Origin of the sequence: Klebsiella sp. NPDC088457, from assembly GCF_044900465.1 — a bacterium.
In the GTDB taxonomy this organism is placed as follows: domain Bacteria; phylum Pseudomonadota; class Gammaproteobacteria; order Enterobacterales; family Enterobacteriaceae; genus Klebsiella.
The window spans coordinates 231,906-256,006 of sequence record NZ_JBJDNH010000001.1; the positions used below are offsets into that span (position 1 = coordinate 231,906).

The following is a 24,101-nucleotide window of genomic DNA, read 5'->3' on the forward strand; positions in this document are numbered from 1 at the left end:
TCTTTTGAAGTATTGCTGTATATTACCACATCTGTGAATTCTATGCCTTGTTCAAAAAAACTGAACACAGAGTTCGATTTATTGCGCTTTCTCTGTGGCATGATTGTGAATACAGTGTCAACAAGCACCAGGGCATCGACCCGTCAATCTCATATAAGGAAACACCCATGAGCAAAGTATTAGTACTGAAATCCAGTATTCTGGCAGGGTACTCACAATCCGGTCAGCTGTCCGACTATTTTGTTGAACAATGGCGTGAACAGCACGCGGAAGACGTTATCACCGTGCGTGACCTGGCAGCAAACCCGATTCCGGTACTGGATGGTGAACTGGTTGGCGCGCTGCGTCCGAGCGATGCCCCGCTGACTCCGCGTCAGCAGGAAGCGCTGGCGCTGTCCGACGAGCTGATCGCCGAACTGCAGGCCAATGACGTGATTGTTATTGCCGCGCCGATGTACAACTTCAACATCCCGACCCAGCTGAAAAACTACTTCGACCTGGTGGCTCGCGCCGGCGTAACCTTCCGTTACACCGAGAAAGGACCGGAAGGTCTGGTCACCGGTAAACGCGCGGTGGTCCTGACCAGCCGCGGCGGTATCCATAAAGATACCCCCACTGACCTGGTCACCCCGTACCTGTCGACCTTCCTCGGCTTCATCGGTATCACCGACGTCAACTTTGTCTTCGCGGAAGGCATTGCTTACGGTCCGGAAGTGGCGGCAAAAGCGCAGTCCGACGCAAAAGCGGCCATCGACAGCGTGGTTGCGGCCTGATCGCCAACGGGCCGATAGCCGGCTGGCGCTACGCTTAACCGGCGACGCTCGTGACAGAACGTTACACCTGCGATTTCGGTCGCAGGTGCTCATCAAACTCCAGACGTTTTCTCTGCGCTTCCACCTCTTTCAGCGGCTCCACCTGATGCAGCGTCTGCCTGCAGCGCTCAACCAGCACCTGATATTCCCGCGTCCCCTGCTTTTTCCACGCCATCTCCTGCTCGCTCAACGTGCGGATAGCTTTTGCCGGGCTGCCGACAATCAAATGGTTCGCCGGCATCTCCGCTTTCGCTTTCACGAATGCCGATGCCCCCACGATGCTGTTCTCCCCGATGGTTGCACCGTCGATAATTACCGCGCTCATGCCAACCAGCGCATTGCGGCCGATCACGCAGCCGTGAAGGATGGCGCCGTGGCCGATATGCCCGTCCTCTTCCACCACCGTATCCTGACCGGGGAAGCCGTGCATCACGCAGTTATCCTGAATGTTAGCCCCGTCTTTCACCACAATACGGCCAAAATCGCCGCGCAGGCTGGCGTTCGGACCGACATACACCCCTTTACCGAGGATCACATCGCCGATCAGCACCGCCGTCGGGTGCACATAGCTTTCATCCGGTACCACCGGGGTCATTCCATCAATCTGATAAATCGGCATTACGCCTCCTTATTCGATGCGCCTGGCAAACCGCCAAAACGCTGAAAATAGAGCGGCCCCGGCGCGGGCAGTTCCCCCACCGAGCTTTCCCCTTTTTCGCTGACGAACGCCAGCGCGCCGGGCGCGACCCGCTGGTAAATATTGATACACAGCTGGCGGGCGGTCTGTCCGGCCCAGTGCGCCGGCAATAGCTCCTCCGGCAGCAGCGGATCTTTCAGCACCACGCGACGATAGAAATGGATCAGCAGCAGCTGAATCTGGAAGCAACGTTGCGGAGTGAACTCTTCGGCATCCGCCTCGCGCAGCAGCGGCAGCAGCGGGCGGAACAGCGCAATGAAGGTTTCATACATCGCGTTCTGCTCCGTTAAATGCCAGCACTCTTCAACCCGCGCGCGCAGCGCCGCCTGGGAAAGTGCCAGCGGCGAATGGGCCTCAAAGCAGATGACGTTCTCCGCCACCCCCGCCTCATGCAACAGCGACTGGACGTCGGCCATTTTTTGCGACGGCGATGCCAGCAGGCTGGGAGCCAATGCGCCAAAGCCTTGCCACAGCAGCTGTTTTTTGACCTCCGCCAGCAGGTTTTTCTCCAGTCCTTCCGACAGCAGCAGCAGCCAGGTCCCGTCCCATTCCGGCGCGCTGGCGCGGTAGATTTTATGCTCCGCGCGGCGGGTCAGCCGCAGCCCTTTGTCGCTCAACCGATAGAAGCTGCGGCGGCCAATACGCACCACATCCAGCCACTCCTCTTTGTTGAGACGAAACAGCGCCGTCCGCACAAAGCGTTCGCCAAACCCCAGACCTTCGAGCAGGGCGGCCACGCTGCCCAGCCACACTTCCCCTCCGCGCTGCAGGAGTGAATCCCCGTACAGCGAGGCGATCAGCGACGTGCCGCTGATCGGCATCGCTTCTACCGCCTGGTGAATAAAAGTATCGAGTTTACTCATCTGATTCATTCTGTTGTTATTGTTGTCCTTTCTGAATCATAGCACAGGAAAATCCGCGCCAGCGCGAGCTTCGCGGGGCGCGGTCCGTCGGCGGGTAATGTGCGAAGAAGCGGCTTAACCATAGCCACGACCTTGCGCCTCGGCGGGCAGCCCGGCTTGCGGCGTATTCGCCGCAAGCCGGGAGGAACAACGTCAGCCGTTGGCCGCGACCTTGCGCAGGTCAGATACGCGGCAGGCCTTGCCTTCCGAGCGCGGAATACTGCCGCAGTTGACGATACTGATATCGGTCGAGATCCCCACCATCGACTTAATCCGGTGGCGCAGCTGATGGCAGATCTGGCAACGCTGTTCATGGCTCAGCGACAGACTGCTCTCTTTCAGCTCGACCCGCACCGAAAGTGAATCAAGATGACCGCGGCGATTGACCTCCAGCTGATAGTGCGGCGCCAGATGCTCCACCTTAAGGATCTCTTCTTCCAGCTGCGACGGGAAGACGTTGACTCCGCGAATAATCAGCATGTCATCGCTGCGCCCGCTGATACGGTCCATCCGACGCATGGTGCGGGCGGTGCCCGGGAGCAGGCGGGTCAGATCGCGGGTACGGTAACGAATCACCGGCAGCGCCTCTTTCGTCAGCGTGGTGAACAGCAGCTCGCCGTGTTCGCCATCTGCCAGCGGCGCGCCGTCGTTCGGGTTAACCACCTCCGGGTAGAAATGGTCTTCCCAGATGGTCGGACCGTCGGCGGTTTCCAGACACTCCATCGCCACGCCCGGCCCCATCACTTCCGACAGGCCGTAGATATCCAGCGCGGAGATCCCCAGCCGACGCTCAATCTCGGCGCGCATCGCCAGCGTCCACGGTTCGGCGCCGAAGACGCCAACCCGCAGCGAACAGCCGCTGGCGTCGCCGCCCATCTGCCGCTCCAGCTCTTCAATCAGGTTCAGGCAGTAAGACGGGGTCACCATGATCATATCCGGCTGAAAATCACGGATCAGCTGCGCCTGTTTTTCCGTCTGTCCGCCGGACATCGGGATCACCGTCGCCCCGAGGCGTTCCGCGCCGTAGTGCGCGCCCAGCCCGCCGGTAAACAGGCCATAGCCATAGGCGACGTGGATCTTATCTTTTGCCGTACCGCCGGCCGCGCGCAGCGAACGGGCAACAATATTGGCCCAGGTGTCGATATCATTTTGCGTATAACCCACCACCGTCGGTTTACCGGTGGTGCCGGACGAGGCGTGGATACGCACGATCTGTTCCATCGGTACCGCAAAAGTATCAAACGGATAGTTGTCCCGCAGATCCTGTTTGGTGGTGCACGGGAATTTGCTCAGATCGCTCAGCTCACGAAAATCGTCCGGGTGGACACCCGCGGCATCAAATTTGCGACGGTACATCGGCACATTGTCGTAGGCGTGGTGCAGCGTCCATTTCAGGCGCCGGGTTTGCAGAGCATGTAATTCGTCACGAGAAGCAGTTTCAATCGGATCTAATTTTGTATTAGTTATCATTTTAGGGTACTCGCAGGTAAATTAGCTCACACTCGCTCGAGGATCATGGCAATGCCCTGACCCACGCCAATACACATCGTACACAGCGCATAGCGCCCGTTACGCCGTTGCAATTCCAGGCTGGCGCTGAGCGCCAGTCTCGCGCCGCTCATCCCCAGCGGATGGCCTAACGCGATGGCGCCGCCGTTGGGGTTAACATGTGGCGCATCGTCCGCCAGACCCAGCTGCCGGAGGACGCCCAGCGCCTGAGCGGCGAAGGCCTCGTTTAGTTCAATGACGTCCATATCGTTAATGTTCACCCCCGCGCGTTCCAGCACTTTGCGCACGGCGGGCACCGGCCCCAGCCCCATCAGCCGTGGTTCGACGCCCGCTGTCGCCATCGCGACAATTCTTGCCCGCGGCGTCAGTCCCTGCGCCTGCGCCTGCTGCGCGCTGGCGATAATCAACGCGGCGGCGCCATCGTTCACTCCGGAGGCGTTGCCGGCGGTGACCACGCCACCTTTACGGAAAGGCGTTTTTAACTGCGCCAGCTGTTCAAGGGTGGTCTCCGCCCGCGGATGCTCGTCGTCGCGCACGGCGCTGACAGCCCCCTTCTTACCGACGATCGCTACCGGTACGATTTCCTGCGCCAGGATCCCCTCGCGTTGGGCTTTCGCCGTCCGCTGCTGGCTGCGCAAGGCAAAAGCATCCTGATCGGCCCGACTGATATTTAACAATTCAGCTACATTCTCCGCCGTTTCCGGCATGCTGTCAGTGCCAAATTGCTGCTGCATGAGCGGGTTCACAAAACGCCAGCCAATCGTGGTATCAAACAGCTCTGCCTGGCGCTGGAACGGCGCGCTGGCTTTCCCCATCACAAACGGCGCGCGCGACATCGACTCCACGCCGCCGGCGATCATCAGGTCGGCATCCCCGGCTTTGATGGCGCGAGCGGCAAAGCCGATGGCGTCAAGACCGGAACCGCATAGCCGGTTGAGAGTGGTGCCGGGAACCGTCGGCGGATATCCCGCCAGCAGCGTCGCCATGTGGGCGACGTTACGGTTATCTTCCCCCGCCTGGTTGGCGCAGCCGAAAATCACGTCATCAATCGCTGATGGATCCAGGCGTGGGTTACGGCTAAGCAGTTCGCGTAGCGGAATGGCGGCTAAATCATCGGCACGGACGCTGGCCAGCGCCCCGCCGTAGCGGCCAATCGGCGTACGAATCCCATCACAGATAAAGGCATCGCGCATCACACTTCTCCCGTTATTGTGCCGCCGATGCGGTGCGATTTACCGCGAAACAGGGCCACAGTTTTTTGTTGTTGGTTCACGATTTCAATGTCGTAGACGCCGGTCAGCCTGCCCTGCTGCTTAACCCGTGCCGTGGCGACCAACCGGTCGCCGGCGAAGGCCGGGCGCAGAAAGTCGATGCTGGCGGCCGAGGCCACCGCCGCCAGCCCCTGGCTGTTACAGGCGTAGGCAAAGGCGGTATCGGCGAGGGAAAACAGCTGTCCGCCGTGGCAGGTCTGATGGCCGTTGAGCATGGCCGGCGAGACGGTCATACTCATCTGCGCGTAGCCCTCATCCATCGCCATAATCTCGATCCCAAGGGTTCTCGCACAGGTATCGTTTTCGTACATCACGCGCGCGTTGCGCCAGGCATCATTGCTCATTTAGCCTCTCCACCAGCGCCTTCTGGCGCAGCAAGGAACAGGGCCGATAGCGCTCTTCGCCATAGTGCTGCTGCAGGTTCTCCAGCAGGCGCAGGACGCGGCCCCAGCCTAAGGTCTGTCCCCATGCCAGCGGGCCATGCGGATAGTTAACGCCCAGACACATCGCGGTATCGATATCCTCGGCGCTGGCCACCCCTTTCTGCAGCGCATCCAGCGCTTCATTGATCAGCATGGCGACCGTGCGCCAGACCAACAGCCCAGGGTAGTCGGCAATGAGCAGCACTTTCCGGCCCTGTTGCTGGAAGTAGCGCACCGCTTTATCGGTCGCCGACGGCGGATTGGTGGCCGCACTCGCCAGCACGACGGTGTCGCCAGCGCAATAGTCATACACCACCACCGGCGCGCCATACCGCGCGCTCAGCGCCTGGGCCGTTTCGCCTTCGGTTTCCACCACCCGCACGTCGTCCAGGGCGATCGGCGGCCTTCCGGTGACACTGTCACTAATGCGACGCACGGTTTTCGCCGCCAGCGCCTCGGGAACGGCAGCCAGCGCCGGTTCTGCCGTGGCTTCAGCGGGCCAGCGGTAGACGCCCTGGCCGCTTTTTTTGCCCAGCCGCCCGGCCAGCGCCAGCTCCTGCTGGAGCAGCGACGGCAGAAAACGACGGTCCTGCCAGAAGGCGTTAAACACCGAACAGGTCACCGCGAAGTTGACGTCCTGACCGATCAGATCGGTCAGCGCCAGCGGCCCCATCGGGAAGCCGCCGCCTTCGCGCAGCGCGGCATCGATGATCTGCGGCGGGGCGACCTGTTCTTCCAGCGCGCGCCACGCTTCGGCGTAGAACGGACGCGCCACGCGGTTGACGATAAAGCCCGGCGTGGAGCGGCAGCGCACCGGCCGTTTGCCCCATGCGCTCACGCACTGGCACAGCTGTTCAACCACTTCCGGCGAGGTTGCCAGACCGCTGACCACCTCGACCAGCTTCATCACCGGCGCGGGGTTAAAGAAGTGCAGCCCGGCAACGCGCTCCGGGTGTTTAACGTCAGCGGCGATGGCGGTAATCGAAAGCGACGAGGTATTGCTGGTCAGCAGCGTCGAGGGGGAACAGATCGCTGCCAGCTGACCGAAAAGCGCTTTTTTCACCTCGGGACGTTCGGAGGCCGCCTCGATCACCAGCCAGGCATCGGCCAGCGCCGCCAGCCCGGTGACCGGAACAATGCGCGCCAGTAACGCCTCCGCCTGCTCCGCCGCCAGCTTGCCGCGCGCCACCCGCGAGGCCAGCCGCTGCCCAATGCCGTCAACGGCGCGGGTTAGCGTATCGGCGGCGATATCGTAGATCAGGACCGGATGTCCGGCGGCAGCGGCCACTTCGGCGATACCTGCGCCCATCGTGCCGCAGCCGATCACGGCGACGGTTGGTAATGTTTTGCTCATGGCTTATTTCCCGCTGAACTGAGGGGGACGTTTAGCGAGAAAGGCGCTGACGCCTTCCCGATAGTCATCGCTGCGTCCGGCCAGGCGCTGGTAATCCCGCTCCAGATCCAGCTGGGCATCCAGGGTATTGGTCCCGGAGGCCAGCAGCGCTTTTTTGATCAGCCCCAGGCCGAAGGTGGGCTGGGAAGCCAGATGGCGAGCCAGCTGACGGCTGGTATCCGCCAGCTCGGCGTCCTCCACCAGCTGCCAGATCATCCCCCACTGCGCGGCCTGCTCGGCGCTGAGTTTTTCCCCCAGCAGCGCCAGGCCCATCGCCCGGGCGCGTCCGGCCACTCGCGGCAGGAACCAGCTGCCGCCGCAGTCGGGCACCAGCCCGAGCTTACTGAAGGCCATAACAAAATTCGCCGAACGCGCCGCGAGGACGATATCGCAACCCAGCGCCAGCGTGGCGCCGGCACCGGCCGCCACGCCATTCACCGACGCAATGACCGGCTTGGGCAGCGCCGCCAGTCGGCGGACCAGCGGGTTATAAAAACGCTCCACCGAGAGGCCCAAATCCGGCGCCGGGCCGCTGGGATCAACATTGCGGTCATTCAGATCCTGGCCGGCGCAAAAACCACGACCGGCACCGGTAATCAGCAGGCAGCGCACGCTATCGTCGCGTTCGGCCTGGGTCAGGCACTCTGCCAGCTGCTGATGCATAAGATCGTTAAAGCTATTCAGACGATCCGGACGGTTGAGGGTAATTGTCATCACCCCCTGTTCGACTTCACTGAGAATAAATGCGTCCACGATTAGCGTCCTTTAAATTCCGGGGTTCGTTTTTGTAAGAAGGCATTGATGCCTTCACGGCGATCTTCCGTGGCGCTCAGCAGCGTAAACAGCTGCCGCTCCTGCTGAAGTCCCGCCTGCAGGCTCACTTCCTGCGCCTGGCGCAGCGCCTGTTTCGCCGCGCGTAGCGCCAGCGGCGAGTGACGGGCGATAGCGGCCGCCAGCTTCAGGGCATATTCGTCGGTCAAAAGCGCCGGGGTGATGTCACTCACCAGACCGGCCTGTTGCGCCCGCTGCGCATCAATACTTTCACCGCTCAGCACCATCCGGCTGGCCAGCGCTTTGCCGACGCTGCGGATCAGACGCTGGGTACCGCCGGCGCCGGGCATAATCCCGAGGGTGATTTCCGGCAGGCCGAAGCGCGCGTTATCGCCCGCCACCACCAGATCGCACAGCAGCGCCAGTTCGCAGCCCGCGCCGAGGGCATAGCCGTTGACCGCGGCAATCAGCGGCTTCGGGAAGGCATCAATTCGCTCCCACAGACGGGGGCGGATATCGTCCATCGTGGCGGGGAGGTCCTTTTCCGCCATTTCGTTCAGGTCGGCGCCGGCGGCAAAGAAGCGGCTAGTGCCGCCGATCACGCAGGCACGGATATCCGGGTCAGACGCCGCCGCGTCCAGCGCGTCGGCAATCTGCGTCAGCAGCGCGTTATTCAAGGCATTACGCGCCTGTGGACGATTCAGGGTCAGCAGCAGGACCCGCTGGTGACGGGCTATCAGCAGTTCGCTCATGCCATCCCCCTCGCGTCGAAATCGACCACCACGTCGCCGCTGGTCGGCAGCGCCTGGCAGCTCAGGACATAGCCTGCCGCCAGTTCATCGGCTTCAAGGCTATAGTTGGCGGCCATCGCCACCTCGCCGCGCAGCACCTTACATTTACAGGTGGCGCAGACCCCGCCTTTACAGGCGAAGGGCAGGTCCGCCCCCTGACGTAGCGCCGCATCCAGAATGCTGTCATCTTCCGCGGTGAGGGCAATCTGCCGATCGCGGCCGTCCTGACGGAGGGTGACGGTGCGGCCTTCCGCCTGCACGCCGGTGGCGCGTTTGACGCCGCTCCCCGGGGTATTAAAGCGTTCAAGGTGGATACTGTTTTCCGCCATCCCCAGCCCCCGCAGCGCGATTTCCGCTGCTTCCATCATCACCGCCGGGCCGCAGATAAAGGCCTCGTCGAAGCGGCTGAAGTCCAGCAGTCGACCGGAGAGCGCATGGAGCTTCTCGCCGTCGATCCGCCCCTGCAGCAGGTCGCTGTCCATCGACTCCTGGCTGAACAGATGGATCACCTGCAAGCGCTGTGGATAGCGATCTTTTAAATCCGCCAGCGCCTGGCGGAACATCATGCTGGCGCTACTGCGGTTGCCGTAAATCAGGGTGAAGCGGCTGTGCGGTTCGATGGCCAGCGTGGCGCTCATAATCGCCATCATCGGCGTAATCCCGGAGCCGGCGGCAATCGCCAGATAGTCCGCCTGGCGCCCGGCCCGCGGCTGGTAGCCGAAATGCCCCTGCGGCACCATCACCTCCAGCGCCATTCCCTGGCGGATATCGCTCTGCGCATAGCGTGAGAAACGCCCGCCGTCGATGGCTTTTACCGCCACGCTGATCTCCCCCGGCCCGCGGCTGTGACAGATGGAATAGCAGCGTCTCAGCTCTTCCCCGCCTAGCTGGGCTTTCAGGGTCAAATGTTGACCGGGGCGGAAGGCATAGTCGGCCTGCAGCGCTTCGGGAATCGCAAAGGTTATGGTCACCGCATCGCGGGTTTCCGGCTCCACTTTCGCGACGGTAAGCGAATGAAACGTCGTCATGGCAACCTCAAATACATTTAAAGTAATCAAAGGGTTCACGGCAGCTATCGCAGCGGTAGAGCGCTTTGCAGGCCGTGGAACCGAATTCGCTAATCAGCGTGGTATGGACGCTGCCGCAACGTGGGCAGGCCACCTCTCCCGGCATTTCAGCATGGCAGGCGTGTCCCTGCGGCGGGCTGATACCGTACTGGCGCAGGCGCTCGCGGGCGTCCTGATTCATCCAGTCGGTGGTCCACGGCGGGTCCAGCTGCAGGACGATATGCACCGGCGTATAGCCATGGCGGGTCATTGCCGCGCGGATTTCCGCCAGCAGGTGCTCGGTCGCCGGGCAACCTGAGTAGGTCGGCGTGAAGCCAATGAGCCAACCTTCGCCGTGCGGCGCCACGCTGCGTACCATCCCGAGATCGGTGATGGTCAGGACCGGTACTTCCGGGTCGGGGATTTCACTTAACACCGCCCAGATAGCGTGAATTTCCGCGGGCGCGATAGCGGCGAGACGTTGCATAGCCACCTCCTGTTACCACTGCTGACCGGGATAAGCGCGTTGCAGATACTGCATTTCCGCCAGCAACGGGCCGAGATGTTCGCTGTGCAGGCCCTGCTTGCCGCCGTGGCGGAACGCCGCTTCCTGCGGGATCTGCAGGCCGGCATCGAGCAGCGCGTTGTGTACCGTGCTCTGCCACTCCGCCTGCAGCTCGCGCGGGTCAACCGCAATGCCCTGTTCGGCGAGCGTGATTTCCAGCTCATCGGCAAGGAACAGTTCGCCGGTAAAGCGCCACAGGCTATCGACCGCCTGTTGCATCTTCTGCGCCGATGCTTCCGTGCCGTTACCCAGACGTTCCAGCCAGCCGCGGCTGAAGCGCAGGTGATAGCGCACTTCTTTCAGCCCTTTGGCGGCAATGGCGGCAATTTGCGTATCGCGGCTGTTCACCAGGCGGCTAAATAACGCCACGTGCCAGGCATCGATAAAGAACTGGCGGGCGATGGTGTCGGCGAAGTTGCCGTTCGGCTGTTCCACCAGCAGTAAATTGCGGTACTGACGCTCATCGCGGCAAAAGGCGAGGCTGTCTTCATCGCCGCTCCCCGCCTGCTCTGCCGCGTAGCTGAGGAAATTACGCGCCTGGCCCAGCAGGTCGAGGCCGATATTGGCCAACGCGAGATCGATTTCCAGCTCCGGCGCATGGCCGCACCACGCGCCTAAGCGCTGGGCCAGCACCAGACCGTTATCGCCGAGACGCAGCGCATAGGTTGCAACGGGATTGAGGTTGTTCATCGCGGCCTCACATATGTTCCATGCCGTCGGGCACGCTGTAAAAAGTCGGATGGCGGTAGACTTTGCTCTCCGCCGGGTCAAAAAATTCCCCGCGTTCATCCGGCTGCGAGGCAATAATCTGGCTGGCTTTTACCACCCACAGCGAGCAGCCTTCGCTGCGCCGGGTATATACGTCGCGGGCATTTTCCAGCGCCATTCGATCGTCGGCGGCATGCAGGCTGCCCACATGACGATGGGATAATCCCTGTTTGCTGCGGACAAAAACTTCATATAACGGCCAGTAAACGTTGCTCATCATGCTTCTCCTTATGCCGCATCGCGGGCGTGTTGTTTCTGCGCATGGGCCAGGGCGGCTTCTCGCACCCATGCCCCCTCTTCCCAGGCCTTACGTTTGGCCGCCAGCCGTTCGTGGTTGCAGATCCCGCGTCCGTTGATCACCTCGTTCAGCTCCTGCCAGTCGATTGCGCCAAACCGGTAGTGGCCAGTGGCCTCATCAAACTGCAAATCGGCGTCCGGCACCTGCATGCCGAGGATCGCCACCTGGGGTACGGTGTTATCGACAAAACGCTGGCGCAGCTCGTCGTTGGAGTGGAGTTTGATTTTCCACGCCATGCTGCGCGCGCTGTTCGGCGAGTTGTCGTCGCTGGGGCCAAACATCATCAGGGCCGGCCACCAGAAACGATTAATGGCATCCTGCAACATCTGACGCTGCTCTTCGCTGCCCTCGGCCAGCGCCATGCAGGCTTCAAACCCCTGACGCTGGTGAAAGCTCTCCTCTTTGCAAATTTTGACCATCGCCCGGGCATACGGGCCGTAGGAGGTCCGGCACAGCGCGACCTGATTGACGATAGCGGCGCCGTCCACCAGCCAGCCGATAACGCCGATATCCGCCCAGCTCAGCGTCGGGTAGTTAAAGATCGAGGAGTATTTCATCTGCCCGTCGAGCATCTTCTGATACAGATCTTCGCGGGCGCAGCCGAGCGTTTCCGCCGCGCTATAGAGATACAACCCGTGCCCGGCCTCGTCCTGCACCTTCGCCAGCAAAATCGCTTTACGGCGCAGCGTCGGCGCGCGGGTGATCCAGTTACCTTCCGGCAGCATGCCGACAATTTCAGAGTGCGCGTGCTGGCCAATCTGCCGGATCAGCGTCTTGCGATAGGCCTCCGGCATCCAGTCCTGCGGTTCGATGGCCGTATCCTGCGCGATGCGCTGCTCAAAGCGTTGTTCTTCTGTCACGTCATCACCTTTTATGATTCCGATAAATCCAATAAATACCAATTTGCGAATCACTTTGTTTTATAAAAGTTACACTCAGGTTAAATAAAACCACAAATTTTGTTTGTTCTTTTTGTGATGACTACCGCAAAACAATGCGAGAAAAGGCTGAAATACAACAGGATAGCGCCGAAACGCTAAGCGCCCGCGATCACAATGTTAATAAATTATTAAATAGCACCTTGCATTTTGTGATTCATAAAATAACTATTTAAGAATATTTAACGTAACACATTTGGAGATTTGCGATGCAGCAGTTAGCCAGCTACTTATCCGGCGCCTGGCAGACCGGACGGGGCCGCAGCCGTACTATTCGCCACGCCATCAGCGGTGAAGCGCTATGGGAGGTCACCAGCGAGGGGCTGGATATGGCCCAGGCGCGCCGCTTTGCCATCGACCATGGCGGCAAGGCGTTACAGGCCATGACCTTTATCGAACGCAGCGCGATGCTGAAAGCGGTGGCCAAACATCTGCTGGAAGAAAAAGCCGCGTTATATGCCATCTCGGCGCAAACCGGCGCGACCCGCGCCGACAGCTGGGTCGACATCGAAGGCGGGATTGGCACGCTGTTTACCTACGCCAGCCTCGGCAGCCGGGAATTGCCGGACGATACGCTGTGGCCGGAAGATGAATTGATTCCGCTGTCAAAACAGGGAGGCTTCGCCGCCCGCCACCTGCTGACCGCAAAATCCGGGGTCGCGGTGCATATCAATGCCTTCAACTTCCCCTGCTGGGGGATGCTGGAAAAGCTGGCGCCAACCTGGCTTGCCGGGATGCCGGCGATCGTCAAACCGGCGACCGCTACCGCGCAGCTGACCCAGGCCATGGTCAAATCCATTGTCGACAGCGGGCTGGTGCCGGAAGGCGCCATCAGCCTGATTTGCGGCGGCGCGGGCGATCTGCTCGATCATCTGGACAGTCAGGACGTGGTAACCTTTACCGGCTCGGCGCATACCGGCCAACAGCTCCGCGTTCACCCGAACCTGGTGGCGAAATCGATCCCCTTCACCATGGAAGCCGATTCGCTGAACTGCTGCGTGCTCGGGGATGACATCACCCCGGAACAGCCGGAATTTGCCCTGTTTATCCGCGAAGTGGTGCGCGAGATGACCGCCAAAGCCGGGCAGAAATGTACCGCTATCCGCCGCATTATCGTCCCGCAGGCGCAGGTTAACGCGGTCAGCGAGGCGCTGATTGCCCGCCTGCAAAAAGTGACCGTCGGCGACCCGGCGCAGGAAGGGATCCGGATGGGCGCGCTGGTCAGTCACGACCAGCGTCAGGATGTGCAGGAGAACGTCAACAGGCTGGTGCAGGCCGGGTGTGAAGTCCTGCTCGGCGGCCAGGCGGATCTCAACGCGAGCGGCGCCTTCTTCCCCCCGACGCTGCTGTTCTGCCCGCAGCCGGATGAAACGCCGGCGGTGCACGCCATCGAAGCGTTCGGCCCGGTGGCCACTCTGATGCCCTATCAGCATCGCGAACATGCGCTGGCCCTGGCGCGCGCTGGCGAAGGTAGCCTGGTGGGGACGCTGGTGACCGCCAGCGGCGAACTGGCCCGTCGCTTTATTCTCGGCGCCGCGCGCGCCCATGGCCGGATTCAGATCCTCAACGAAGAGTCGGCGGTGGAATCCACCGGTCACGGCTCCCCGCTGCCGCAGCTGGTCCATGGCGGGCCGGGACGCGCGGGCGGCGGCGAAGAGCTGGGCGGGCTGCGCGCGGTGAAACACTACATGCAGCGTACCGCCGTTCAGGGTAGCCCAACCATGCTGGCCGCCATCGGCCAGCAGTGGGTCCGCGGCGCGCAGGTCAACGAGGATCGCATCCATCCGTTCCGTAAATATTTTGAAGAGATTCAGCCCGGCGATAGCCTGCTGACCCCGCGCCGGACGTTGACCGAAGCGGATATCGTTAATTTTGCCTGTCTCAGCGGCGATCACTTCTACGCCCATATGGACAAGATTGCCGCCGCCGACTCGATTTTCGGCGAACGCGTGGTTCATGGTTACTTCCTGATTTCCGCCGCCGCCGGGCTGTTCGTGGATGCCGGCGTCGGTCCGGTCATCGCCAACTATGGCATGGAAAACCTGCGCTTTATCGAACCGGTGAAGCCGGGCGATACCATCCAGGTGCGGCTGACCTGCAAGCGGAAAACGGTGAAGCGCCAGCGAACTGCCGAAGAGAAAGCGACCGGCGTCGTGGAGTGGGCGGTGGAGATAGTCAACCAGCACCAGCAGCCGGTGGCGCTGTATTCGATCCTGACGCTGGTGGCCCGCCAGCACGGCGATTTTCCGGGCTAACGCGCGGCGGTGTTTGCCCTGCGCCGGGCCAACAGCATCGGTTCCAGATGCCTCTTCGGAGGCATTTTTTGTGCCATGCGCTGAAGCATTCGCCGCATAACTGGCACATCTGACAAACAACCTGGCAAGAGCACGCAAACGTCTTGCCACTCACCGCTGGTAGGTTAAAGCGTGTGAAGCCGCCTTTTCGCCGCGGCAAGCAATACCACCACTCGCCCTGAATCATTGGGATTGCAGGATGGGCCGCACGGACCCGCAGCCGATGAACACGCAATCTGCAGCATGACGGGAATATAAATATAAGATGAGGTCACAATGGCAAATAGCTCAATTCGTTCCCCGCGCAAAACGGCGTTAGCCCTGGCCGTTGCCCTGTTTTGCGCCTGGCAGTCTCCGGCGTTCGCGCACGGCGGCGAAGCCCATATGGTCCCGATGGATAAGACTCTGCAGGCGTTCGGCGCCGACGTGCAGTGGGATGATTATGCCCGGATGTTCACCCTGATTAAGGATGGCGCGTTTGTCAAAGTGAAACCCGGCGCTAAAACGGCCATCGTCAACGGTAAGCCGCTGAATTTGCAGGTTCCGGTGGTAATGAAAGACGGCAAAGCGTGGGTCTCCGAGACCTTTATCAATGATGTCTTCCAGTCCGGACTTGACCAGACTTTCCAGGTGGAGAAGCGTCCGCATCCGCTCAACTCGTTATCCGCCGCCGAAATCAGCGAAGCGGTCACCATCGTGAAGGCCGCGCCGCAATTCCGCCCCAACACCCGTTTCAGCGAAATCTCCCTGCACGAGCCGGATAAGGCGGCAGTATGGGCCTTTGCCTTAAACGGCACCGCCGTCGATGCCCCGCGAACCGCCGACGTGATCATGCTCGATGGCAAACACGTGATTGAAAGCGTGGTCGATCTACAGAACAAAAAAATTCTCTCCTGGAAACCGATTAAAGATGCGCACGGCATGGTGCTGCTGGATGATTTCGCCAGCGTGCAAAATATCATTAACGCCAGCGACGAATTTGCCGCGGTGCTGAAAAAGCACGGGATCGCCGATAGCAAAAAAGTGATTACCACCCCGCTGACCGTCGGCTACTTTGACGGCAAAGATGGCCTCCGACAGGACGCGCGGCTGCTGAAAGTGGTGAGCTATCTTGATACCGGCGACGGCAACTACTGGGCGCACCCTATCGAAAACCTGGTCGCCGTGGTGGATCTCGAACAGAAAAAGATCGTTAAGATTGAAGAAGGTCCGGTGATCCCGGTGCCGATGGCGCCGCGCCCTTATGATGGCCGCGACCGCGTAGCGCCCTCCGTCAAACCGCTGGATATCAGCGAGCCGGAAGGGAAAAACTACACCATTACCGGCGACACCATTCACTGGCAGAACTGGGATTTCCATCTGCGGCTGAATTCGCGCGTGGGGCCCATTTTGTCCACCGTGACTTACAACGACCATGGCAAGAAACGCCAGGTGATGTATGAAGGTTCGCTGGGCGGGATGATCGTGCCTTACGGCGATCCGGATGTCGGCTGGTACTTCAAAGCCTACCTCGACTCCGGCGACTACGGCATGGGTACCCTGACCTCGCCAATCGCGCGCGGCAAAGATGCGCCGGCCAACTCGGTGCTGCTGGATGAAACCATCGCCGATTATACCGGCGCGCCAACCACCATCCCGCGCGCCATCGCCATCTTTGAACGCTACGCCGGACCGGAATATAAGCACCAGGAGATGGGGCAGCCGAACGTCAGCACCGAGCGTCGCGAACTGGTGGTACGCTGGATCAGCACCGTCGGCAACTATGACTATATCTTCGACTGGGTGTTCCACGAGAACGGCACCATCGGCATCGACGCCGGGGCCACCGGGATTGAAGCGGTCAAAGGGGTGATGGCGAAGACCATGCACGACCCGAGCGCAAAAGAAGATACCCGCTACGGGACGCTGATCGACCATAACATCGTCGGCACCACCCACCAGCATATCTACAACTTCCGCCTTGATCTCGACGTCGACGGCGAGAACAACACGCTGGTGGCGATGGACCCGGAAGTGAAGCCCAATACCGCCGGCGGCCCGCGCACCAGCACCATGCAGGTGAACCAGTACAGCATCGACAGCGAGCAGCAGGCGGCGCAGAAGTTCGACCCCGGCACCATCCGTCTGCTGAGCAGCACCACCAAAGAGAACCGGATGGGCAACCCGGTATCGTATCAAATTATCCCGTACGCGGGCGGTACCCACCCGGCGGCAACCGGCGCCAAATTCGCCCCGGACGAGTGGATTTATCACCGTCTGAGCTTTATGGATAAGCAGCTGTGGGTGACCCGTTACCATCAGGCAGAGCGCTACCCGGAAGGGAAATACCCCAACCGTTCGGTGCACGATACCGGTCTTGGCGCGTATGCCAGCGATAACGAGTCGCTGAATAACCACGACGACGTAGTCTGGATCACCACCGGCACCACCCACGTAGCGCGGGCCGAAGAGTGGCCGATTATGCCTACCGAATGGGCGCATGCGCTGCTGAAGCCGTGGAACTTCTTTGACGAAACCCCGACCCTGGGCGACAAGAAAAAGTAGCCCTGGCCCCGGTCCGCGACATGCGGCCGGGGAATTCTGCACAGCGTTAAACGTGCCCTCCCCGGGCACGTTTGCGCATCTGCGGTGAAATCCAGCCAGATTCAGACGTCACTCCCCGACTGGCGCTTAGCGCCTCCCGCCAGCGCTCGGGACAATACAGCGGGAGAGCAGAGTTTAATCGCCGGAGGGGAAGAAAGAAGAATGGCGGCGCAGCGATAAGTCAGCGAACACGCGGGGATATTTCAGCGCCTGACGCCACGGCGGGATGCCGGGCGTCAGGCGCTGGGGTCAGAGATTAATAACGCACGCAAACCGATTTCGTTTCACACCAGTCGTCCAGCCAGTCCGGACCGAAGTCGCGTCCGGTTCCGGACTGCTTCATGCCACCAAACGGCAGGTTGGCGTCGATGAGCGTATGGCTGTTGACCCACACCGTCCCGGCCTGCAGGCGCTCGGTATAGCTCAGGGCCTGTGTCAAATCGCCGGTCCAGACGCTGGCGGTCAGACCAAAATCACTGTCGTTAGCCAGGCGCAGCGCTTCTTCGCCATCGGCGACGCGCACCAGGTTGACCACCGGACCAAAGACCTCTTCCCGGCTGAGACGCAGCCCGGCGTCCGGGTTAATCACCAGCGTCGGCGCGATATAATAGCCCTGCGTATCCGGCCCGGCCTGTCCGCTAATCAGTTCCGCATGCTGCTTGCGCGCGTCATCCAGATAAGCCGCCACTTTCTCACAGTGCGCCCGCGACACCACCGGGTTAATCTGGCTGGTTTCCTGCATACCGGGTCCGACCTGCAACGACTTCACCGCCTGCTCAAAACCGCTCACCAGGCTATCGAACAGCGGGGCTTCAATATAGATACGCGAGCTGGCGGCACACACCTGACCCTGGTTGAGGAAACTGCCGGTCATTAACCCTTCAATGACCCACTCCGGGTTGGCATCTTTCAGCACAATCGCCGGGTTTTTGCCCCCCAGCTCAAGGGTCACGCGGGTCAGACGGTCGGCGGCAACGCGGGCAATCTGCTTGCCGGTGGCGGTGGAGCCGGTAAAGCTGACCTTCGCCACCTGCGGATGGGAGGTTAACGCCGCGCCGCAGCCGGCGCCGCTACCGGTCACGACGTTAAACACCCCGTCCGGGATCCCGGCTTCGGTTGCCAGCTCGGCAACCCGCAGCAGGGTCAGCGGCGTGGTCTCCGACGGCTTGATAACGATAGAGCACCCTGCCGCCAGCGCCGGCATCACTTTCCACATGCCGATCATCAGCGGGAAGTTCCACGGCACGATCCCGGCGACAACCCCCACCGGCTCTTTGCGGGTCCACGCCTGGTAACGCGCCCCCTGCGGGAACGGAATCGAGACGTCGAGCGTACGCCCGCTGATTTTGGTAGTCAGTCCGGCGGTGTAGCGCATCCAGTTCAGGGTGCAGCCCACTTCAAACGCCCGGGAGATAGCGATCGATTTCCCCTGTTCGAGGGTTTCCAGCTGCGCCAGCTCTTCGCCATGCCGCTCGACCAGGTCGGCAAAACGCAGCAGGATCCGCTCACGATCGGCGGGCGGGCGTCCTGCCCAGCTACGGGCAACAAAGGCCCGCCAGGCCGACATCACGGCGCGATCGACATCGGCGGCGCTGGCGTCCGCTGTACTGGCGATGGCCTGCCCGGTCGCCGGGTTCCAGACGGTGAGCCGGCGTTCGTCGAACGACGCCTGCTGGGTGCCGTCGATGTATAAGCCATGCTGCCGGTCTAAAAACTGCTGTACGCTGGCAAGCAGCGCTACCTGTGCTGTGGACATATCGCTTCCTTATTCCTGACGGATCGTGAGTTCAGTCTACGACGAGGCCGGCGCGCCCGCTTTTTTCTCTGTGACATTCGTTGTTGCTGCTGTGACAAGCGCCGCAATTAAGCAGATTGCGCGCCCAGAAATGTGCCTCAGGTAATAGTTCTTTCATATACTCCGCCCCGCGCTCTTGAATGCGGCAGCGTAAATGCAACAATGCCAAAACATTATTTTTACAAGAGACGGGTTATGACGACGGTGGAGAACGGACAGGACTTCCAGCGCTGGTTGGCGAAAATCAATCAGGTCTGCGGCCATTTTGCCGCCCGTCCGCTGGAAGGCCGCTTTCACGGGGAGATCGATGCCAGCTACGCCGGTAACCTGAAGGTCAGCACCGTCACCGCCTGTGGCGTTAATCTCTTCCGCACCCGCGATGAAATTAAGCGCGATAACGATGACTGGTTTTATACCGTGTTCCAGCTCTCCGGCCAGGCGGCCATCGAACAGGACGATCGTCAGGCGGTGCTGGAAGCGGGTGATATCGCCCTGATTGACGCCTCCCGCCCATGTTCAATCTTCTGGCAGCAAACCTCACGCCAGGCATCTTTGCTGCTGCCCCGACCATTGCTCGAACAGCAGCTGCGCGGCAGCGAAATCAGCATCGCCACGCGGCTGGAAAAATCCCTGCCGATGGTGCAGCTCAGCCAGCGGCTGTTGCAGGAGAGCATGAGCAGCCCCGGACTTTCCGCAAGCGAGAGTGAAGCGGCGCTGGAGGCTATCGTCTGTTTGCTACGGCCGATGCTGCATCATCACGATGCCCAGCCCTCGCGTCGGGAGAAGCAGTTTCAGAAAATTATGGATTTAATCGATGATTCCATTCAGGCGGAGCACCTGCGCCCGGAATGGCTGGCCAGCGAAACCGGCATGTCGGTACGCAGCCTGTACCGGCTGTTTGCCGATAAGGGGCTGGTGGTCGCGCAGTATATTAAGAACCGCCGTCTCGACCTCTGCGCCCGGGCGCTGCGCAATGCCCACGATGATGAAAAACTGGCGGGGATTGGCTATCGCTGGGGCTTCAGCGACCACAGCCACTTCTCCACCGCCTTCAAGCAGCGCTTTGGCGTTTCGCCTGGAGAATACCGCAAGCGCTGCCGTTGAGGATTGACGCAGCCCGCGCCTCTTTACCCCGGCCCCCTGCACGCGCTATTGAACGTCTGACCCCCTCCCGCGAGTCCCGGCCCGGGCGTGCGAGGCGCATGCAGCGTAGCGCGCAGGCGATTTCCCTTCCTGCCGCTAAAGACATGAACTCGCCAACAACCGATAAAATGGAATTTAAATTTCAATATTAATCATGCGGATTTAGAAGTGTGATTCCCATCAAAATTTTAACTTTTAATTCAATATGTTGAATTTCCTGAACTCATAAAGCGCCAAAATAAATAGCATTAAAAATCAACACATTACACCATGTCTTTTTTATCCATCATGAAAATTCAGCCTCTCCTGAACAAAATGAAATGAAATAAAATTTCCAAATTGAGATATGTTTGTGATTTTATTTCATAATAAAACGTCATATTACTCTTTATAAAACAAAACCTGACGACCCTTAGCGGTACCTGAACCCGCTAACAAGGAGGAGAGATGAAGGAAGTAAGAATAGGACTGATCGGTACCGGCTATATTGGCCGTTGTCATGCCATTGCCTACGCTCAGGCCCCGACGGTATTTCAACTGAAAGGCAAGCTGGTCAAGGAGATGGTGGCAGAGATCAACGAAGATTTAGCCAGACAAAAAGCGCAGGATTTTGGCTTCAATCGCTACACCGGCGACTGGCAAACGCTGTGCCAGGACCCCAACATTGATGTCGTGGATATCTGTGCGCCGAACTATTTGCATAAAACTATTGCTCTGGAAGCGATTAAACACGGCAAACACGTCTATAGCGAAAAACCGTTAGCCTTAACCGCCAGCGACGCCCGGGAGATGGTCGCCGCAGCTGAGCAGGCGGGAGTCAAAACGCTGGTAGGATTTAACTACATGAAAAATCCCGCGGCGCAGCTGGCTAAGCAGATTATCGATCGCGGCGAAATCGGAGATATCGTCCATTTCTACGGTACGCATAATGAAGATTATCTGGCTAACCCACACACCCCTATCGACTGGCACTGTGTAAAAGAGTTGGCCGGTTTAGGCGCGCTGGGCGATTTGGCGGCCCATATCGTCAATATGGCCCATTATTTAGTCGGCGGCATAAAAGAAGTTTCCGGTGATATGGCGACGGTCATCCCGGTACGCCCGGATCCGCGGGATCCGCAAACAATGCGCAGCGTAGAGAATGAAGATCAGGCCAGCGCCCTGGTGCGCTTCGAGTCCGGCGCGATGGGCGTCATTGAAACATCGCGTATTGCCTGCGGGCGTAAAATGGGTTTGACGTTCGTTGTGACCGGCACCAGGGGGACGATTAGCTACACCCAGGAACGGATGGCGGAACTCAACGTCTATCGCCATGACGATGACCGATCCCGCCAGGGCTTTAAAACGATCCTCATTGGTCCTGAGCACCCCAACTATTCTGCTTTCTGCGTCTCCGCCGGGCACGGTTTCGGCTTCAACGATCAGAAAACGGTTGAAATCGGCGAGTTGATAAACGGCATCGCGGCAGATGAACCGCTATGGCCCGATTTCCAGGAAGGCCTGCGTGTTTCTCAGGTTCTGGAAGCCATCGCCAGTTCCGCGCAAAAACGTTGTTGGGTTAGCGTTTAAATAGCCACCGCGGAGGAATAAATATGCCAGATATACTGATAACACACCGTTATTCAAAAATAAGCCTCAGCGCCCATGTTGATTAAACGCATGATGGTGAGCGCGAATAATTGCACCGAAAAAAATAATTCGCCGCCGTGCCGCGGCGGTAGACCATACGCTATCGCGCGAACCTGAAGCGAAACTTTTTCCGTGCCGTTAATTAAAATAAAAGGTATGAAAATGTCAGCTATCATGAATCTGAACCTACAGCAAAGAAAACGCCTGCACCAAATAACCTTAGTGGCGACATTCGGTGGCCTGCTATTTGGTTATGACACCGGGGTTATTAATGGTGCATTTTCTTCACTAAAACAATATATGGCCCTGACTCCGACAACGGAAGGTCTGGTCATGAGCGTATTGCTGGTTGGCGCCGCCATTGGCAGCGTATTCGGCGGCACGCTTGCCGATTTCTTCGGCCGCAGAAAGTACCTGCTGTGCTTGTCATTTATTTTCTTCATCGGCGCATTAATGTCTGCTCTGGCCCCGGATATCACCGTTCTGCTGATTTCCCGATTCTTGTTAGGCTATGCCGTGGGCGGCGCTTCAGTGACCGCGCCTACATTTATCTCCGAAGTCGCGCCAACCGAAATGCGCGGTAGGCTCACCGGCCTCAATGAAGTGGCGATCGTTATCGGACAGCTGGCCGCATTCGCTATCAACGCCGTAATTGGCATCGTCTGGGGACACCTCCCTGAAGTCTGGAGATATATGTTAATGGTCCAGACCATTCCCGCCATTTGTTTATTTGTCGGGATGCTGCGTTCGCCGGAAAGTCCGCGCTGGCTGGTCAGCAAGAACCGCAATGAAGAAGCGCTGGAAGTCTTAAAGCAAATTCGCTCTCCGGAACGGGCCATCCAGGAATATGAAGATATTACGACCTTAATCAACATCGAAGAGGCGAGAAAATCGAGTAACCAAAACGCCTTTATCACCATCATCAATACGCCATGGATTTTTAAATTACTGCTGGTGGGTATCATCTGGGCGGCGTTGCAGCAAACCACCGGGGTTAACGTCATTATGTACTATGGTACGGAAATTCTCAGCACCGCCGGATTCTCCGAAAGAACTTCATTAATATGCAACGTACTTAACGGCGTGTTCTCGGTGGGTGGCATGCTGATTGGGGTCATGTTCCTCGTTGACCGTTTTAAACGCAAGACCATTATTATTTATGGTTTTGCTATTATGGCGACGCTGCACCTGATTATTGCCGGCGTCGATTACACTCTGGTCGGCGATCTCAAAGCAACGGCGATCTGGCTGCTCGGCGCGCTGTTTGTCGGGGTGATGCAAGGAACCATGGGGTTTATTACCTGGGTGGTATTAGCCGAACTCTTCCCGTTGAAATATCGCGGACTATCGATGGGCATTTCGGTGTTTTTCATGTGGATCATGAATGCGATTGTCAGCTATCTGTTTCCTCTCCTGCAGGCCAAACTCGGTTTAGGCCCGGTATTCCTGATTTTTGCCGCGATTAACTATCTGGCCATTCTCTTTGTGGTTACCGCACTGCCGGAAACGGCCAACAAATCCCTGGAACAACTGGAAGAAGAGTTATCCTCTAATAACAACGATGTGCTGATTAATCATGGCGCAGAGGCGGCCCACTATGATCGATAACATTACGGCAGATAATCTGCACCTTGGCTACAAGGCTAAAAATAAGACCGAAGTCCTGTCACTACTCGGTGATGAATTCAGGAAAAAAGGTTATGTCAGCGAAGACTGCATCGTTTTTCTTGAGGAAAGAGAGCGCCAGGTCTCCACTTTCTTAGGTAACGGGATTACGCTCCCGCACCTGCCGAAATCTGCAGGCCAGATCATTATCAGGAGCGGGGTGGAAATTTTTCAGTTTCCTGATGGCGTCATCTGGGACAGAAGCAACGTCATGTTCATTGCTATCGGAGTGATTGCCAAAGAAAAGGAGCACATCGATGTGCTGAAGGAGATCGCCTCTATTTTTAGCGATGAGATCATTGCCAACGCGCTGTCATTAATCTCAAACAAGCAGGACTTCCTGAAAATTTTACAGCAACATCGCTAGTCACGGTCTTTGAACGTCGAAAACGTTTAAGCCCGGCCGGCCCTCGCCGCCGGCGATGAAAGAATCGTCATCGCCGGCGGCGCTCAGTCAGCGACAAGCCGACGCGTCACTGCGGGAGCGATTTCCGCAGCCATTTGCCGTTAAGGCCCTGCACATATTCCCCCGGCTGCGCCCTGGCCACCAGCTTCTGTCCGGCCATTTTAGCCACTTCATCCACCGGCAAATTATTCTCATCCGCCAGCTGCTGGTAGCTTTCGCTGCGCGCGGTATTGATCTGTTTTACCAGCGCCAGCGTCTCCTTGTCCTGACTTAGAGGAGCCAGATACCCCTTCAGCGTTTCACCTACCCGCCCCTGTTCACGCGCCTCATTTAGCGTCAACGCCATCGCCGATGTACTGAGGAGACCGAGCGCCAGGGTCACGATTAACCGTCGTTTTCTCAT

At 59.2% G+C, this 24,101-nt stretch carries 22 protein-coding genes; 7 read left to right on the plus strand and 15 right to left on the minus strand.

What is annotated here, in order from left to right; all coding sequences use genetic code 11:
* The first annotated feature begins 167 nt into the window (after positions 1 to 167).
* Positions 168 to 773 (plus strand): FMN-dependent NADH-azoreductase, encoded by a 606-nt coding sequence (azoR, locus tag ACI2JR_RS01030; RefSeq protein WP_004861333.1) that lies wholly within the window; start codon positions 168 to 170, stop codon positions 771 to 773.
* A 61-nt stretch (positions 774 to 834) separates the two neighbouring features.
* Here azoR and paaY read toward each other — a convergent pair whose 3' ends face one another.
* The 13 genes from paaY to paaA form a co-directional block, all read right to left on the minus strand.
* On the minus strand, positions 835 to 1,431 hold the full coding sequence (gene paaY, locus ACI2JR_RS01035) for a phenylacetic acid degradation protein PaaY (RefSeq protein WP_132731308.1): 597 nt from the start codon (positions 1,429 to 1,431) through the stop codon (positions 835 to 837).
* Positions 1,431 to 2,372 carry a phenylacetic acid degradation operon negative regulatory protein PaaX gene (paaX, locus tag ACI2JR_RS01040; protein WP_462477618.1) on the minus strand — a complete coding sequence of 314 codons (942 nt, stop codon included), beginning with the start codon at positions 2,370 to 2,372 and terminating at the stop codon, positions 1,431 to 1,433. Before paaX ends, paaY begins: the two co-directional genes overlap by 1 nt.
* Before the next feature lie 192 nt (positions 2,373 to 2,564).
* Positions 2,565 to 3,881, minus strand: a complete 1,317-nt coding sequence (gene paaK, locus ACI2JR_RS01045) for a phenylacetate--CoA ligase PaaK (protein ID WP_462477619.1) — start codon at positions 3,879 to 3,881, stop codon at positions 2,565 to 2,567.
* Positions 3,882 to 3,907: 26 nt separating this feature from the next.
* Positions 3,908 to 5,113, minus strand: coding sequence for a 3-oxoadipyl-CoA thiolase (gene pcaF, locus ACI2JR_RS01050; RefSeq protein WP_462477620.1), 1,206 nt, complete (start codon positions 5,111 to 5,113; stop codon positions 3,908 to 3,910).
* Complete coding sequence (paaI, locus tag ACI2JR_RS01055; RefSeq protein WP_132731304.1) at positions 5,113 to 5,535, minus strand: hydroxyphenylacetyl-CoA thioesterase PaaI; 423 nt, start codon at positions 5,533 to 5,535, stop codon at positions 5,113 to 5,115. Before paaI ends, pcaF begins: the two co-directional genes overlap by 1 nt.
* Positions 5,525 to 6,967, minus strand: coding sequence for a 3-hydroxyacyl-CoA dehydrogenase PaaH (paaH, locus tag ACI2JR_RS01060; RefSeq protein WP_462477621.1), 1,443 nt, complete (start codon positions 6,965 to 6,967; stop codon positions 5,525 to 5,527). The genes paaI and paaH overlap by 11 nt, the downstream gene beginning before the upstream one ends.
* A 3-nt stretch (positions 6,968 to 6,970) precedes the next feature.
* A complete protein-coding gene (gene paaG, locus ACI2JR_RS01065; RefSeq protein WP_462477622.1) occupies positions 6,971 to 7,759 on the minus strand; it encodes a 2-(1,2-epoxy-1,2-dihydrophenyl)acetyl-CoA isomerase PaaG in 789 nt (262 codons plus the stop codon).
* 2 nt (positions 7,760 to 7,761) lie between these two features.
* Complete coding sequence (gene paaF / locus ACI2JR_RS01070; RefSeq protein WP_462477623.1) at positions 7,762 to 8,529, minus strand: 2,3-dehydroadipyl-CoA hydratase PaaF; 768 nt, start codon at positions 8,527 to 8,529, stop codon at positions 7,762 to 7,764.
* Positions 8,526 to 9,596 carry a 1,2-phenylacetyl-CoA epoxidase subunit PaaE gene (gene paaE, locus ACI2JR_RS01075; protein WP_132731300.1) on the minus strand — a complete coding sequence of 357 codons (1,071 nt, stop codon included), beginning with the start codon at positions 9,594 to 9,596 and terminating at the stop codon, positions 8,526 to 8,528. Before paaE ends, paaF begins: the two co-directional genes overlap by 4 nt.
* 7 nt (positions 9,597 to 9,603) lie before the next feature.
* On the minus strand, positions 9,604 to 10,101 hold the full coding sequence (paaD, locus tag ACI2JR_RS01080; RefSeq protein WP_132731299.1) for a 1,2-phenylacetyl-CoA epoxidase subunit PaaD: 498 nt from the start codon (positions 10,099 to 10,101) through the stop codon (positions 9,604 to 9,606).
* 12 nt (positions 10,102 to 10,113) lie between these two features.
* Positions 10,114 to 10,869, minus strand: a complete 756-nt coding sequence (gene paaC, locus ACI2JR_RS01085; protein WP_462477624.1) for a 1,2-phenylacetyl-CoA epoxidase subunit PaaC — start codon at positions 10,867 to 10,869, stop codon at positions 10,114 to 10,116.
* Positions 10,870 to 10,876: 7 nt separating this feature from the next.
* Positions 10,877 to 11,164, minus strand: coding sequence for a 1,2-phenylacetyl-CoA epoxidase subunit PaaB (gene paaB / locus ACI2JR_RS01090; protein ID WP_132731359.1), 288 nt, complete (start codon positions 11,162 to 11,164; stop codon positions 10,877 to 10,879).
* 11 nt (positions 11,165 to 11,175) lie between these two features.
* Complete coding sequence (gene paaA / locus ACI2JR_RS01095) at positions 11,176 to 12,105, minus strand: 1,2-phenylacetyl-CoA epoxidase subunit PaaA (RefSeq protein ID WP_132731297.1); 930 nt, start codon at positions 12,103 to 12,105, stop codon at positions 11,176 to 11,178.
* Between the two features lie 287 nt (positions 12,106 to 12,392).
* Here paaA and paaZ point away from each other — a divergent pair, with 287 nt between their 5' ends.
* Together paaZ and tynA are read left to right on the plus strand one after the other, a co-directional pair.
* A complete protein-coding gene (paaZ, locus tag ACI2JR_RS01100; protein ID WP_462477625.1) occupies positions 12,393 to 14,438 on the plus strand; it encodes a phenylacetic acid degradation bifunctional protein PaaZ in 2,046 nt (681 codons plus the stop codon).
* 315 nt (positions 14,439 to 14,753) lie between these two features.
* Positions 14,754 to 17,021: a primary-amine oxidase gene (tynA, locus tag ACI2JR_RS01105; RefSeq protein ID WP_462477626.1), complete on the plus strand. Its 2,268-nt coding sequence runs from the start codon at positions 14,754 to 14,756 to the stop codon at positions 17,019 to 17,021.
* A gap of 295 nt (positions 17,022 to 17,316) precedes the next feature.
* Here tynA and ACI2JR_RS01110 read toward each other — a convergent pair whose 3' ends face one another.
* The gene (locus ACI2JR_RS01110; protein ID WP_462477627.1) at positions 17,317 to 18,816 is read right to left on the minus strand and encodes an aldehyde dehydrogenase family protein; all 1,500 of its coding nucleotides are present in this window, start codon (positions 18,814 to 18,816) and stop codon (positions 17,317 to 17,319) included.
* A 201-nt stretch (positions 18,817 to 19,017) separates the two neighbouring features.
* On the opposite strand from ACI2JR_RS01110, the gene feaR reads away from it, so the two are divergent.
* The 4 genes from feaR (at position 19,018) to ACI2JR_RS01130 (ending at position 23,659) form a co-directional block, all read left to right on the plus strand.
* Positions 19,018 to 19,959: a transcriptional regulator FeaR gene (feaR, locus tag ACI2JR_RS01115; protein ID WP_462477628.1), complete on the plus strand. Its 942-nt coding sequence runs from the start codon at positions 19,018 to 19,020 to the stop codon at positions 19,957 to 19,959.
* 486 nt (positions 19,960 to 20,445) lie between these two features.
* Positions 20,446 to 21,567, plus strand: a complete 1,122-nt coding sequence (locus ACI2JR_RS01120) for a Gfo/Idh/MocA family protein (RefSeq protein ID WP_462477629.1) — start codon at positions 20,446 to 20,448, stop codon at positions 21,565 to 21,567.
* A gap of 222 nt (positions 21,568 to 21,789) precedes the next feature.
* The gene (locus tag ACI2JR_RS01125; RefSeq protein ID WP_132731291.1) at positions 21,790 to 23,235 is read left to right on the plus strand and encodes a sugar porter family MFS transporter; all 1,446 of its coding nucleotides are present in this window, start codon (positions 21,790 to 21,792) and stop codon (positions 23,233 to 23,235) included.
* Complete coding sequence (locus tag ACI2JR_RS01130; RefSeq protein WP_132731290.1) at positions 23,225 to 23,659, plus strand: PTS sugar transporter subunit IIA; 435 nt, start codon at positions 23,225 to 23,227, stop codon at positions 23,657 to 23,659. The genes ACI2JR_RS01125 and ACI2JR_RS01130 overlap by 11 nt, the downstream gene beginning before the upstream one ends.
* A gap of 106 nt (positions 23,660 to 23,765) precedes the next feature.
* Here the strand turns inward: ACI2JR_RS01130 and ACI2JR_RS01135 are convergent, their stop codons facing one another.
* Positions 23,766 to 24,101, minus strand: a complete 336-nt coding sequence (locus ACI2JR_RS01135; RefSeq protein ID WP_462477630.1) for a YdbL family protein — start codon at positions 24,099 to 24,101, stop codon at positions 23,766 to 23,768.